Consider the following 16,162-nt stretch of genomic DNA (forward strand, 5'->3'; position numbering starts at 1 on the left):
GCTCATGTCGAAGTCGATGGACGAGGCGATCTACTCCTTCACCGGGATGCGCCTGCCGGGCGCGCGCCTCCCGGTGATGCGGTCGCTCGCCGACGACCTCGACTCCGGTGCCGACCAGGTCATCCACCAGCTCGCCGTCGAGCTCGAACAGATCATCCGCTCGGTCAAGGCCACGGTCGGCGGCGTGCCCGGCAAGAAGTTCGTCGAGCAGACCTCCCAGTTCGTCGTCGAGGATCCGAAGCTGCTGCTGCAGGGCGGCATGCTGCTGCGGGCCGCGGCGGAACTGCTGCGTCGCCAGCACCTGCAGATGGACTACACCCGCAAGCAGGGTTTCGTGATGTTCATCTTCATGCAGATCGAGCTGGCGATCGCGGCGATCGAGGCGGCGTTCGGCCAGGTGGAGGAGGCGGCCGAACGGATCATCACCACCCGCACGATCATCCAGCGGGTGCTCTCGAAGGAGACGGCGAAGACGGCGTCGCACATCGTGGCGATGCAGATGCTGTTCATGCCCGGCTCGTCGCTGGTCGCGCAGGCCTGGCAGATCCTGCAGGGCCTGCGCGGCGGCATCGATGGCGGCGAGCTCGCCCACATGGTCAAGTACGGCCTGGCCGCCAGCGCGTCGAGCCTGCTCGCCCTGCCCGGCATGAAGGCGTTCATGGGCAAGGCCGACGCATTCTTCAAGACCATCGGCATCGGCGAGGGCGCGGGCAACCCCATCGCGGGCATGGCGATCGGCACGGCGTTCTCCGTCGTGCTGGAGGTCGGGGGCGGCATCTTCGCCGCCGGAGTGGTCGACGGGCAGTGGGGGTTCAGTTCGGTGGTCGACGACGCCATCTCCGGCGCCGTCGAGGGCAGCACCGAACACGCCGCGGGAGGCCTCGGCCGAGGTGGTCGCAAAGGTGCCCAGGCCATCGGGATCATCCCACCTGACCTCCCGAACGTGCCGACGCTGCCCGACCCGGCGACGACGGTGAACGTCGACGACGACGGCGGTTTCGACTCTGACTCCGGTACCGGCGGCGCCTCGAAGGCGTCGGGCGGCACGAGCACGGTGATCGGCGCAGGGGGAAAGTCCTCGGCCACGGGCGCCTCGGGATCGATCCAGATCGACGAGACCGACGACGTCTCGTCGATCACGATCAGCGTGCCCGACCCGAAGACGTTCGACGCCCCCACCTTCACGGCCCCGACCATCGCCGCCTCGACCCTCACGGCCCCGGACGTCGCGGCCGAGGACACCACGGTTCCCGAGCTCAAGGCCCCCGCCCTGAGCTCCCCGGCCGTCCCCGTCCCCGTCTCCGCCGTTCCCGTTCCCGAGTTCGAGGCGCCGGCCATTCCCGCGGTCCCCGCGCGTGAGACGCCAGCTGTCCCCGTCCCCGCGGCCACCGTCCCCGCGGCCCCACCGGTCCCCGGGCGTGAGGCGCCGGCCGTTCCTGTTCCCGCGACTTCTGCCGTCCCACCGGTCCCCGGGCGTGAGGCGCCGGCCATCCCCCCCGTTCCCGTTTCCGCGGCCGCGCCGTCGGCGAGCCATGCGCCGGATCTGAACGTTCCCGACGTCCCGGTCGAGGCGCCGCCGGCCTATGTCTTCTCCAGCCGGGACCTGCCCGACCTGGGCGCCTTCCCCGGCGCCGACCTGCACGCGCACTCAGTCATCGACGGCCACGCGGGACCTGACGAGTCCTGGTCCGAGACCAACTCGATCCGGGATGACGCATCGCAGTTCAGCGTCCAAACCGTGGACACCTCTTACACCGCTGCGACGGACCCCAACATCGCCCGAACGGGGGAGCTCGACGCCGAGGGCCCGAACGTCGCGGCGGGTGCCTTCACCGGCGTGACGGGCCCGAATGGCCAGCCTGTCCTGGCCGGTACACCCAAACCCACCGGGCCGGCTCTGCCCGCCGCGGCGCCGGCCTCGCTCACCCCGTCGGCGCCGGCCAATCCGCCGGTTCCGATTCCGGCGCCTGTCCCAAGTTCCTCGTCGGTGCCCGCACCGGTTCCGGCGCCTCTTCCGGAGCCTGTCCCGGCGTCCTCGACCGCGTCCCCCCCGGTTGCGGCGCCCGTTCCGGCGTCCTCATCTGTGTCGGCGCCCATGCCGGCGCACTCGGTGAGCCCGCCCGCTCCGGCGGCCGAGGGCAACCCAGTGCCAGGAACGGCGCAGCCAGTGCCGGGGGCCAACTCCGGCCTGCCCGTGCGGGTGACCGCCCAGCCGGTCCAGACGCTCGACCCGTTGGCGGATCCGCTCCTCCAACCCGACCCGTCCGCCGCGGTCTCCTCCGCCGTTGCGTCGAATCCCGCCGTCCAGCCGACCCACGCCGCCCAACCGAATCCCGCGGTCCAGCCGCATCCCGGGCTCCAGCCCGTGCACCCGTCGCAGGCGAACCACAGCATCGGCGTGGATCACGGCTTGCCCTGGGATCAGACTCAGCAGCACGCGGGGTCCGTGCTGCCGAGATCTGGTGTTGACGTGGACAGGAATGGCAACGCGCCATTCCTGTCCACCGGGCCGGTGGTGACGGCTTCCTTCTCCGCGGCCGGCCACCCCCTGCCCGTGCCGGTCGGGGCGGGCAGCGCCACGCTGACCGCCTCGGTGCCATCGCCGGGTCACAGCCTGCCGAGCGTCGTCGACCCCACGCTGTTTCCCGAGCTGTATCCGACGCCGATCGCGCAACCAACCCGCGCGCATGAGCTACCGGCGGCCGAGCAGGCGCGGGTCGAGCCGGTGCTCATGGCGCTACAGGCATCCTTCGGTGACGGGCCCAGCGCCGTCGCCGACTGCATGGTCCGTCTGGTCCAGGCGGCCCGCGCCTGGTGGGGGCCGGTGCGGGCCCCTGGTGCGGGTATCACCGGAACGGGCCAGCCCAGCATCACCGCGACGGGCCGGTCCAGCGATGACACGACCGGGCCCGGGCAGCAACTCGCCGGGCTGGTGGGCAGCACCTGGCAGCGGATCCCGAACTGGCACGGTGTGCTTGATCAGGTGCGGGAGCTCGGTCCGGGTGCGGCGGCGTTTCTGGTCGCGGGGCCGCCGGATCTTGCCCGGCACGGGGTGGGGCTACTCAACGTCGGTGATCGTCTCGTGTGGTTGGAGACGCAGCTCGACGGCACGCACCGTGTGCTGCCGTTGCACCGGCCGCCGTTGCGGCCAGTCGATCTGCGGGTTCTGGTGGCCGGTCCGGACGCCCGTGGGGTCGCCGCCGATACCGGTCTGACCACTACCGGTCTGACCGCGCCCCAGGGTCAGTTCGCCGCTCTGCCCGCGGTGAGCACGGCGAGTGCCAGCGTCTTTGCCGCGACCACCCGCGAGCCGGGCATGGCCGGACCGGGCCCCGAGGTCACGGGGAATCCCGATCTCGCCCCGGCGATACAGCCCGCAGTGCCTGCCGCTCCGGCCGTGCCCGCCGCTCCGGCCGCGGACGTGGTGATGGCCGATGCGCCGACGTCGGCTGAGCAGAGGGCGGGACGGGTGGTGGGGAACGCGCTGTCGGCGGAGGACTGGTTGCCGGGTCAGGCGGAGCGCTTCTCGACTGCTCTTGGTGCGTCGTTGACCTCGAAGCATGTGAAGGACGCGGAGAAGGACGCGGAGGGGGTGATTCGGGTGAATCCGTTGTGGACGTCGTTGCGGGATTTCTCTCCGAAACATCTCGAGGCGTCGTCGGAGGACACGCTGTGGCCGTATTCGGTGGCGGACAACGGGAATATCTATCTCGGTAGTGAGAAGCCGGAGGAGGTGCTCGCACCGGGTCAGCTTGAGGAGTTGCACCGGGAGATCGTGACGTCGCGGGTGGACAAGGCCGCGGCGGCGGACGCGGCGGTGGCGAAGCTGTCGGATCTGCTGGCTGCTGGTGGGAATTCGGTGGTTCTTTCCGCGGGTGAGCTTCAGGACATGCAGAAGCTGGCGGCGGTGCGTGCTAGTGAGTCGATCGCGCAGGCGGCGGCGAGGGGGGTGGATCTGGCGGCGTTCTATGACACGTTGCCCGCGGGTCCGGTGGAGGGCGCCGAGGGTTCTCCTGTGGTGGTCGGGCGGGAGCAGGTGGAGACGCTGCGGGAGTTGCTGGGCGAGGCGGCGGAGAGTTTTCATGCGGGGAAGACCGAGTCGTTGGAGAATTTCAAGGCATCTTTGACGGGGTTGGGCCATCCGACGATCGCACTTGGGTTCGACGAGTCGGGTACGGCGGTGTCGCGGGATACGCGGATGAGTGGTGAGCTGCGGGTGCGGGCGGATGGTGTGGTGGTGATCAATGAGAAGTCGGGTCGGTATATGAGCCCGAAGGTTCGTGGGAAGATCATGGAGGAGGATCTGACCCGGTGGATGGAGGAGGTGGCGCGTCGGCTCAGTGAGCAGCTCGGTCGGCCGGTGATCTACGAGATGCTCAAGTACGTCACCCCGGCGGCCACCGTGACCCAGACTCAGCCCGCAGCCCCGAATCCTGCCACCGCTGCCCAGACCCAGTCCCAGAATGTGCCGGCGGATGACGTCGTGATGACCGACGCGCCGCCATCGTATGAGCAGGTGGCTGGGCCGTTGGTGCGGAACATGATGACCCCGGCGGACTGGCTGCCGGGTCAGCCGGAGCGTTATACGACCGCGCTTGGTGCGTCGCTGGAGGCGAAGGGGGTGAAGGATAAAGAGAAGGACCCGGAGGGGATGCTTCGGGTCAATCCACTGTGGACCGCGCTGCGGGACTTCTCACCCAAGCATCTCGAGGGTGCCGCACAGGATATGTTGTGGCAGTATGCGGTGGCGGACAATGGATTGATCTATCTGGGTAGCGAGGAGCCGGAGACGGTTCTTGAGCCGAACAGGTTCGCGGACCTGCACCAGACGATTATCGGGGCGCGTGCGGACAAGGCCGCGGCGGCGGACGCGGCGGTGGCGAAGCTGTCGGATCTGCTGGCTGCTGGTGGGAATTCGGTGGTTCTTTCCGCGGGTGAGCTTCAGGACATGCAGAAGCTGGCGGCGGTGCGTGCTAGTGAGTCGATCGCGCAGGCGGCGGCGAGGGGGGTGGATCTGGCGGCGTTCTATGACACGTTGCCCGCGAGTCCGGTGGAGGGTGCCGAGGGTTCTCCTGTGGTGGTCGGGCGGGAGCAGGTGGAGACGCTGCGGGAGTTGCTGGGTGAGGCGGCGGAGAGTTTTCATGCGGGGAAGACCGAGTCGTTGGAGAGTTTCACGGGGTCCTTGACGGGGTTGGGTCATCCGACGATCGCACTTGGGTTCGACAAGTCGGGGGTGGCGGTCCAGCGGGATGGGCGGCTGAGCGGTGAGCTGCGGTTGCGGCCGGATGGCGTGCTGGTCATCAACGACAAGTCCGGCCGGTACATGAGCGTGAAGGTTCGCAAGAACGTCTCGACGGAGGATCTGACCCGGTGGATGGAGGAGGTGACCCGACGGCTCAGTGAGCGGTTCGGCCGGCCGGTGGTCTACGAGATGCTCAAACACGCCCCGGCTCCGCCCCCGCCCGGACCCGCGGATCCCGTCACCTCTGACCCGCCGCCCTACGCACCACCCCAGCCACCCCCCGAACAGGCCGCCCTCCCACCCGGACAGGCGTCTCTCCCACCCGCCGAGCTGGCCCCACTCGCCGAGCAGACGGCGACGCGGCCTGGCGACGGGGTGGCCGAGCTGGCGGCCGGTCCGGCGGTGGCCACGCGGGATGTGCTGGAGTTGCCCGGGACGATGCCGCCGCGGTACTGGGTGGGTGGTCTCGGTGTGACCGACGATGCCTCGGTGGCGGCGATCGATGCGGCCTGGGCGCAGATGCTTCGGGCCGAGGAGGCGCTGCGCCAGGCCAATGAGGAGGCGGTGAGGGCGCATCCGCGGATCGGTGCGGACGGGACGTCCACCGCCGCGGCTTTCGGTCTGGGTAAGGAACCGCTGACGCGCCGTCAGCTGGAGGCGATCGCCGCCCAGGCCCTCGCTCTGGTCGACGTGAACGAGGCGGTGGACCGCCTTTATGATCTTCCGGCGCTACACGGTTTTGACGATACACAGTTACGCATCGACACCGTGCGATCGGCTTACGAGCAGGCGCTCACGCAATGGAAAAAGGATCATCCGGGTACCTATGGCGGTGCCCGTCCGTCCGCCGGGCCTGCCTGGGTTCCCGAGCCGCCGGCGGAGCAGCCCGAGCCGGCACCGCGGGTCGTGCCGGCCGCTGACGCACTGTTCGAAACGCCGGATCCCCAGGAACAAGCTCCACCGCCCTACACCCCTGCCTCGACCAACCAGGACACGGCACAGCCCCAGGAGACGGATCCGCTGATCCTGCCGGGCCACATGCCGGCGTCGTTCTGGGCGAGCCGGCTCGGGATCACCGAGCCGGCGCAGGTGGCGGTGGTCGATGAGGCACTGGCCCAGGTGCTGCGGGCCGAGTTCGAGATGTCGAAGGCCCAGGCGCGGTATGACGGGGCCTTTCCGCGGGTCGGCCCGGACGGCGCGTCCAGCTCGGCGGCGGCCGGGCGCGGCAAGGAACCGCAGACCCCCCGACAGCGGGAGAGCACCGCCGCCCTGGCGGACGCCCAGCGTGATCTCGAGGACGCGCGGGCCGCGCTCGCCGACCTCCCCGAGTTGGGGGAGGTGACCGGCAGGCCGTCGCGGGTGGAGACCGTGCGCTCGGTCTACGAGGAGGCGATGGGTCAGTGGCGGCGGCAGAATCCGGGTACCTACGGCGGTCGGGCGCCGTTCGGGTCCACGCGCCCGAGCGACGGGCCGCTGGAGGACGAGCCCGAACTGCCGACCGACGCGGGCGGTGGGCAGCAGCCGGCTCCTCAGCCCACGCTCCAACCGGCCGCCGCGCCCGGGGGCGAGCCCGCCGCCGCGCCGCCGAACCCGCTGGTGCCGCCCCCCAGACCGGACTCACCGCCGCCGGGATACACGCCCGCGCCGAACGCGCGGCCCTGGGAGATCGAGCTGGACGAGCGGTTCGGTACGCAGGAGTACCCGCCGTGGATCCGCGACGGCGAGCATGACGACCGAGGGTTCGTCCGGATCAACCCGTTCTGGACGCCGCTCGCGGACTTCTCCGCCAAGCATCTCGAGGGCGCGCCGGCCGGCGCGGTGTTCACCTTCGCGGTGGTCGGGGACAGCGAGGTCCTGCTCGGCAGCTCCGACCCCCAGTCGCTGCTGCCTCCCGACGCGATCGACGAGCTGTATCACTGGGCCGCGAGCGCGCGGGAGAACCAGGGCGAGCCGGTGCCCAGCCGGGCGGAGTTCGTCGCGGGCCTGTCCGGACAGGGGCTGCCGACAGTGGCGGTCGGCTTCGACGAGCTGGGTGGCACGGTGGCCCGGCCGGTGCGGTCCCACGGCGAGCTGATGCGCGGACCGGACGGTGGTTGGGTCGTCGTCGACACGTCGAGGAGCCGGTACGTCCGGGCCGGGATCCGGGGAGCCGTGCCGGAACCGGCGCTGCGGCGGCACCTGGCGAACACGGCCAGCCTGCTCTCGGACCACCTCGGTGTCCCGGTGGAAGTCGCGGAGCCGTTCGACCGGCGTCCGTCCGCCCCCCCGCCCCCCTACGATTCCGCCTCGGTGCCGGTCACGAGCCCTGCGTCGGTCACGGCTCCTGTGTCGGCCACGGCCCCGGCGAGCACGTCCGCCGTGGATCCCCCGCCGGAGCCGGACAGCAGCGGGCAAGGCCGGTGGGAAACCATTCTTCGCGGTCCGTTCGCTCCCGGCTCGCAGGCCCTCCGCCCGCAGCCGGCACCCTCGTTCAGCTCGGGGATGAGCCTGGTCGAAGACACCTTCGCTGCCCGCCCACCCCGCCCGCGAATGTCGACCCATCCGATCGAGCAGGCCGCCGACCACCTGAACGAGGCCCGGCAGTTCTACGTGCGTGCGATCAGCCAGTACCGGCGAGCCCAGAACGCCCCCACGGGCGGGCTCGGGCTGTCCGCCGAGCTCGCCCGCACCCAGCTCGACGGCACCCGGCTGATCTTCGCCGATGCGGGGAACGCGCTCGCCGTGGCCTCGGGCGAGCAGGCCGACCTGCTCGAGCACCAGGCCGATCTCCGCCAGCTCGACCGCCTGGTCGACGTCGCGCTCCCGCCCGGCGTCGACATCGGCGAGCTCGGCCTGCCGAACGTGCTGGGCCAGGTCCCCTACGCCCGCGGGCTGACCGACGACCGGCGGCTGCGGGGCGTCCTGGCCGCGCTGGGGAGCCCTGATCCGCCGCGCGGTGTCGTCGAGGACGGCGACGGCACGCCGATCATCACCGGAACGGTGGAGCATAGCCCCGACGGGGGATTCCGGATCGAGGATCGCCGTGGCGGCTACCAGGAGTACGACGGTGTCGGCCGCCTGGTCGCCAGCGCCGCCCCGGTCCCGGAGCAGGCCGGCGATCCCTCCCGCTCCCGGGGGCCCGTTGACACCCGTGAGCTGTCCGACGGCTGGTGGCTGCGGCCCATCCCGGCCGGTACAGAGAATTCCGGTCCGCCGCATGGCGTCGTCGAGGACGGTGCCGGCATGCCGATCATCTCTGGAATCGTGGAGCATCGCCCCGACGGGGGATTCCGCGTCGAGGACCGCCGTGGCGCCTACCAGGACTACGACGGTTCGGGTCGGCTGGTCGCCAGTGCCATCCAGATCCCGGAGCAGCGCGACGATCCCTCCTGGACCTGGGGGCACGTCGCGTTCGACGAGGACTCGCCGGACCGGGCGGTGATCGAGCATCCCGACAGGCGCATGGTCGATGCCGAGGTGGTCCGCACCGCCACCGGGATGACGCTGTCTGGTCCGGACGGGCGGGTACTGCGCCTCGGCCTGGACGGCACCCTGCTCGCCGATGAGATGAACGCCTACGAACCCGTAGCCGCCCCCGGGCCACGCGACGACGTGGACAGCTGGCAGTCGTCCAACCCACAGCGGTCCGCCGGCAGGCTCATCCTGGACTGGACCACCGGGCAGGCCACCACCATCGATCCGGCCGGGGGCGTGCGCGACTGGTCGTTCTGGATCGAGGACAACGGTGACATCCGGCTGCGTGGCGCCGGTGAGCGGCTGTACTCGATGCACGGGCAGCTGAACGAGGAGGACGTCGAGCTCTACGGACCCGGAGTCGACAACGACGCGGACATGGTCGTGCGGCACAACTACGTTCCCACCGCGCAGACCCAGCCGCTCACGCTGCTCATCGACGGGGAGGCGGCACCCGACCTCGAGGCGACCCCGCAGGGTGACGGCTATCGGATCACCGTCACCGGCGACCGACCTGACCGCGGGGACTACCGGGACGTCGACCGCACCGGGCTGAACCTGAACCAGCGGATCACGCTCACCGGGCCACCTCCGGTCGGCGGCGGGCTGTCCGCGGCTCCCACCACCTCGGTCGGTCCCGAGACGCTGGGTACCGCGGAGATCGACTGGACGGCCGGCACCGCGCGCACCGTCGACGCGTCCGGCGTGACGCGGGACTGGGCCGTGACCCGAGGCGACGAGGGTGGCTTTCACCTGACGGCTCCCGACGGTCGGCAGCAGACCTTCGACGTGCGGGGAGTCCGGTTGGCGGACCTCCCCGCTCCCGCCCCGACCGCCGTACGCGCGGCCGAGGCCGACGACCTGGACATCTCGCCAGCCCCGTGGCCGTCGGCGTCGGCGTCGTCCGCGGCGAGCCCGGAGCCGGAGCACACCGACACCGACGTGGGTTCCCCTCCGATCCGGTCCGAGCAGGAGCAGGACCTGCTGCGCTGGGTGCGCCGCGAGCTGCCCGAACCCGCGGACGGCCAGGCAGAGTTCACCGACGAGCAGATCCTCGCCGCCTACCAGGGTCTTCGCGCCGACCAGCGGTTCCGGTCGACGCTGACCCGCACCCTGGCGCCCATGGTCGCCACCGTTCTGCGGGGGGCGCCGCCGGGCAGGCTGGGAGGCGGCGCGGACGAGTCGTCCCAGCGCCCCCAGCCCGAGCCGCCGAACACCGCGACCGACTCCGAGGACGAGTCGACGCCCGTTCCCGGGGTCCAGTCGGCGAACCTCGGCGGCACTGATCCGGCGAACCTTGTCGGTGCCCCGGCGAACCTTGGCGGGACCGAGTCGGCGACCATCACCGACGCCAGTTCCGCGAACCTCACCGGAGCCGAATCCTCCACGACCGTGATGGCGGGATCGTCCAACGTCGTCGGTGCAGCGGCGCCCGTCACGACGCGTCCGGTCCGGTTGGCCCGGTCGGTCTCGCCGCCGCGCGCGGCGGTGGCGCCGGCCGTCATGACCCCAGCCGCCGCGACGTTCACGACGACGGGAATGTCGCTGGCCAACTCCCTGCCGCTTCCCTCGACCGCGACCGGGACGTTCACCGTGCCGCAGGCGCAGCTGCAGGGTCCCGGCGCGCGTGGGCTGCTGCTCTCCCTGCTCAACGGCGGTGGACGAGCCAGGGGCGGGGGATGGTTCGGTTGGGGATCGCGGCCCCGACCCGCCAGCGGGCCGGCCATCCCGACGGCTACCTCGACGGTCACCCCGATGGCCGTGACGACGGGTGTGACGGCGCCAGCCGTCCCCCCGACGCCGCAGTCCGTGCAGCCCGTTGCGTCTGGCATCGGGGTACAGGCAGCTCCTCCGCTGCCGCCCGTCACCGCCGTGCCGTCCACCCTTGTGCCCTCCGAGGGGTCGTCCACCGAGGTGCCCGTCGATCCGACAGCGGGGGCCGTGGTCGCGGGCCCGTCCGGTGCGCCGGTGCCGTCGGGTCCGCCGGCGGGCTTCGTCCTGCCGCCCGGGGTCGACCCCAGCATGCTGCGGGACGCCGACCGCGCCGGCGACATCCCGTACGAGGTGGCGCTGGGCGGCGGAGAGCGGCTGCGGGCGACGCTGTTCCCGGCCAGCAGCGGACGGCCGCCGCGGGGTGTCATCGTCGACGCGGGCGGGCAGCCGGTGCTGCGGGGGACGGTGCACCATCAGCCGGATGGCGGGGTGCGCGTCGACGGGCCCGGCGGGAACTTCCGCACCTATGGCGCCGACGGCGCTCGGCTCGCGACGGACCTTGGGATCGGGCTGGCGGGCGGGCCCCGGGGGCGGCTGGTGACGGATCACGTCGCCGGCACCGCGACGCTGATCCGGACGGACGGCACCCAGGTACCGGTGCGGGTCACGCCGGAATCCGACGGTGGGACGACGGTGACCGGCCCCGGCGGGCACGTGCTGACACTCGACGTCGACGGGGAGCTGGTCGCCCAGCGGCTGCCCCTGACCGGACCCGCCGCCGCGGTCGGGACCGTCCCGCGCGGCCCGGCGACGACGGCGTCGGCACCGGGGGTGTCCCTGGCGCCGGTGCCGCTCGGTCACGTCGAGATTGACTGGTCGATCGGCACGGCGACGACCGTCGACCCGTCGGGCAGCACCCGCACCTGGCAGGCGCGGGTGGACGGCACGGGTTTCCACCTGCTCGGCCGGGGCGGGCTGCGCCGCACGTTCGGCTCGGATGGCCGGCTGCGCACCGAACGGCGGGTGCTGGACGCGGCGAACCTGACCCATCCCCACCCGGCGGCACGCACCCTGACCCACGTGGACCTCGACTGGCACACCGGCACCGCGATCACCGTGACCACGACCGTCGCCGGCCCGAGCACCGTCGGCGGGACCGTCCCGATGGGTGGTGCCGCGCCCACGACGCTGCCCGCGCCGCCCCGGGCGTTCACCCCGACGTCCGGGGGCGGGTTTCGGATGGATGGCCCCGGCGGGCGCTATCAGCGGTTCGACGCGAGTGGGCGGCTCGTCGGCGAGGGGTTCGATCTCACCCATCCGCTGCGCCCCGCCGTGCTGCGCGCCCTCGGCCACCTCGACGTCGACTGGACGACGTCCACGGCGACGACCGTCGACCCGCTGGGAGTGACCCGCGCGTGGCGGGCCAGCGGCGGCGGCGGTGGGGTGCGCCTCGACGACGGTCCCGAAAGCCAGGTGTTCGCCCCCGACGGCACCCTGACGCACCAGACCGTCGTCCCGCGTGACCCCACCGGGGCCCAGACCGCCGGGGACGAGATCGTCGCAGATCTGACCGTCGGACTCGCCGGCCACTACACCCTGCGCCGTGGCGGCGCACCGGTGGCGGGACGAACCGTCGTGGCTCGTCAGAGTGGCTACGAGGTACGGGACACCACCCCCGGGCGGGCCGGTGACCACCGCCGCTATGACACCCACGGCACGCTGGTGCTCGAACAGCTCACCCTGAGCGACCCGGCACCCCCCGCCGGGACCAGGGCGCGGCCCGGACGGGCCTCCGGCAACGTCGTCCTGGACTGGGCCGCGGGCACCGCCACCCTCCACCCCCCCGGCCCGCCCGCCGGTGCCGCCGGGCCATTCCCATTCCCAGCTCCGGCCCCGGCCGTGTGGACGCTGACCCGTACCGCGAGCGGCGCCATCGAGCTGCGCGACCCACGCGGCGACGGGCCGACCTACGACGCGGGCGGGACCCTGGTCGCCGAACGCGTCCGGATGACGCACGCCACCCATCCGACCCCAGCCCAGCGGGACATGGGCCACGTCGAGATCGACTGGACGACGCACACGGCCACCAGCACCGACCTGATGATCACCACCCGCGCGTGGACGGTCACCCCGACCGGGGGCGGCAGATTCCGGCTGTCCGGCCCCGGCAACCACGAACGCTGGACGTTCGACAGCCGCAACAACCTGCTCGAACAGGACATCCCACTGCGCACTCCCGGCGGGGCCGTCCTGGACGGCCGCTACCTGCACCTCAACCACCGGGCCTTCACGACCAGGCCGTTCTCGCTGAACCTGCGCGGTGGCACCAGGGTGGCGGTCACCGTGCGCCGCGCGGGCGGCTACTACCGGATCAGCGGGGCCGGCGGGCGAAGCGGCCGCAGTGACTGGCAGAAGGTCACCCCGGACGGCCGCCTCGTCGGCGAGCAGATCTCCGTCCTGGACCGCAGGGGCAATGCGGACGGCACGCACCTGCGGGTCGACCTGAGCGCCGCGAGGCCGTCATGGACCCGCCACGGCGCGGCCGGCCGGTTCACCAGCACCCTTCCCGACGGCACCACCCGTGCGGCCTACAACAGCACCGGCACGGCGACGGTCATGCAGGACGGCAGCCTGCGGCTGATCGGCGCGGACGGCAGCCCCTTCTACTCCCGGGAGGTGCTCGGCGGCGGGCACGTGCTGGAGGTGCTACGGGCCGTGGACGGGCAGCGCTACTGGCACGAATGGAACGCCGGTCCCACCGGCCTGCTCGGCGCGCACGTGGCCCGGGGCACCCGGACGTTCGGGGTCGAGTCCGACGGCGCGGTCTGGACCGACCACGCCCACGGCACGATCCGCGACGTCGTCGTCCGGGAGGGCCGAACCGCGCTGGACAAGGGCCAGGTCCGCGCCGAGAAACAGGCCGACAGCAGCTGGCGATGGTTCCGGTACAACAAGGACGGCCGCCTGATGACGCAGGGCGTGCGCACCTACGACAGTCGGCATGTCAAGGACCTGGTACCACCCGGTAATCCCGGCCCCGTGAAGTTCGCCCAGCGTTACTACACGGCGGTGAACTCGTTCAAGCACGCTCTGCACTACCGGGAGTACAGCCTCCTCACCGACGGCGCGGGTAACACCACTATCGGCCCCACCTACCAGGAGTTCTCCCCGCAGGGCAAGGAGACCGGTCGGCTGGAGCCGGTCGCGAACGGGAACTACCTGAAAATCACCCGCTACGCCGAGCAGAAGCCGCCGCAGATGCTCTGGCAGACCCCCGAGGCGGTGTCGAACATCGCGTATCGGCAGATCGCCCGTTTCTTCGGTGCGAAATGGGGTCAGATCGACTTCCCGCAGTCCGGCGTCTGGTTCGGCGATTCCCGCTACCAGGTATTCCGCTGGAAGGAACGACGTGGTCTGGCCGCCACGGCCGCCACGGCCGTACGCGGAGTCCGGTTGGTGGCGCCGGACAACTCCTTCTTCGACTTCAGCACCGACGGGTGGTTCGTCCGCGGAGAGGTGAAACTCGACAACGGCAACACCGTGACGATCGGGAAGACGCCGACGGGCTGGCAGGGGCTCGACGGGAACCAGCCCACCGCCGCGCCGCGGACCCTCCCCTGGACGGAGAGCGGCACCAGCACCACCGGCGAGCGGCACATGCTCGGTGGCGGTCACGCGTGGATCGACACCGTGCAGCCCGGTGGCGCCTCTACCCCGAAGTTCGTCGTCCGGCACACCGATCCGGACGGCAACATCGTGTCCTATCTGGACGCGAACCTGCCCCGATTCAGCCAGGCCGGGATCCCGGGTCCCACCCCGACCGGCGCCGAGACCACGATCACCCGCACCCCCATGGGCCAGATCGTAGCCCGCACCGACCGGTTCCCTGCCACCTCGGCCCCCGCCACCTCCGCCGCCCTCGGCGCGCTCGCCGCCACCGCCGCCACCGCCGCCACCGGGCCCACTGTCGCCGTGGCGACGGGCGGGATCGTCACCGTCACCGGGCAGGGCAGCGTCGATCGTGGAAAGGACTGGACCTGGACCGACGGCACGAACACCGGCAAGCGGGTCAGCAGCCGCAACCAAGTGTGGAAGGGGAGCTGGGACGACTCGTTCCGCGACTACCAGACCGTCGGTGGGAATACGGTGCGTGTCCGCGACATGTACGCGCTTGCCAAGGGATCGGGACTGTTCGCCTGGCGGAACGCGGCGGGCACGTGGCAGTCCGAGAAGCGCGACGCCACCGGCGCCCCGGTCGCGAATTCCACGGCCCGGCGAGAATGGCGTTCCCCGGATGGGAACGGCTGGCAAGCAAATATTCCCCCGGGAACCGCAGCCACCGACTGGCGTGACGTCATTCCCACCAATGGGCAGGCGGTCCTGCGCGAACTGGTGGACGGGCGGGTCCGGGAATACACCACGACGCCGAGGCACACCGACCACAAGAGCGGTACCGGAAACTGGCAGGAGTACGACCACGGCGACGTTTTCCGGGCACGCGTCGAAACCCCTGCCGGCTCGGGCGTTTTCCGGGAGACGGAGAAATTCTACAAGCAGTGGCGGGAAACGGACGCCCGCGGGAATCTGCTGCGTTTCCGCACCCTGTCGGGAAATGTGTGGGAGCGTGGCCCGATCGGCCGCTGGCAGATCCTCACCGGGGCTATTGACACCCAGGCCGGCCGTGAGTGGGAATACCGCAGCACCTTCAATCAGTTCCGGGGCTACAGTCGGTCGTGGCGCGAGTCCAACCGCCTGGAGTACACCGCGACCGACGGTCTCGCCGGCACGTTCGCCGCCCGACCGGGGCAGGTCGCCCAGCGTCTCGCCATCGACTTCGGCATCGAGTTCCTCACCGACACCTCCGCCCGGATGCTGGCGGCCACCGGCGTCAACTACGGCCAACTGCAGAAACTCGACTTCGAACGCATCATCACGGCCGCGGCGATCACCTCGGTCGTCAAGACCGGCAACACCCTCCTGCACGACATCCAGGGCAGCCCGCTGAAGGCCTGGCGGGACGGCATCGCCAACATCGACTCCGGCAAGCACTACACCCGCTACCCGGCCAACCACGACAAGCACTGGGACAACGAGTGGGCCGGCCCGGAGAACCCGCCCCGCTGGCGGGCCACCCTGTACGACTACTTCCAGGCGACGCTGCTGGTGGGATTCCTCGCCTCCTTCGCGGCCACGGCCAGCACCTCGGCCGCCTACGGAATCTCGCCGAAGTACATCCAGCTGCACGGGCGGGACGCCGCCGCGGCCGGGGCGATCGCCGGGGCCGGCACGCTGGTGTCCGGGATCGTGCTGGGCGCCATGCGTACAGTCATCCTGCAGCTCAGCTCCGGCCGCTACTTCCACCGCGCCGGCCCGGCCGACCTCCTGCTGTCCTTCGTGATCCGGGTGGCCGAACGCTCCATCGCCCTGGTGTTCCTGCGCAGCATCGGCGTCCGCGCCTCCACCCCCGCGAACGTGCAGGGTGCCGGTGGCAACACCACCGCTCCCCTCCACGCGGCCGGCGTGATCCCCCCGGCCTACGCGGCCCTCCCGCCCGTCCCCGCCGAAGCCGCGACCGATCCCGCCCTCGATGCCTTGGCCGACGCCCTCGCGGAGGTGATCGCCGAAAGCGGCGCCAAGGGCACCGGCAACCCGTAGCCGGGGCCACACCCTTCCAGACGACACGGTGGTTCCCGACGACACGGTGGTTCCCGACGACGCGGTGGTGAACTTTCCGGTCCCCCCGACGCGTGCAGG

At 71.6% G+C, this 16,162-nt stretch carries 1 protein-coding gene; it reads left to right on the plus strand.

From position 1 onward, the window contains the following. The first annotated feature begins 4 nt into the window (after nucleotides 1-4). Complete coding sequence (locus tag MXD95_RS25185; protein WP_250643244.1) at nucleotides 5-16,063, plus strand: hypothetical protein; 16,059 nt, start codon at nucleotides 5-7, stop codon at nucleotides 16,061-16,063. Nucleotides 16,064-16,162: the final 99 nt, after the last annotated feature.

It is taken from the genome of Frankia sp. AiPa1, from assembly GCF_023243075.1.
Taxonomy (GTDB): domain Bacteria; phylum Actinomycetota; class Actinomycetes; order Frankiales; family Frankiaceae; genus Frankia.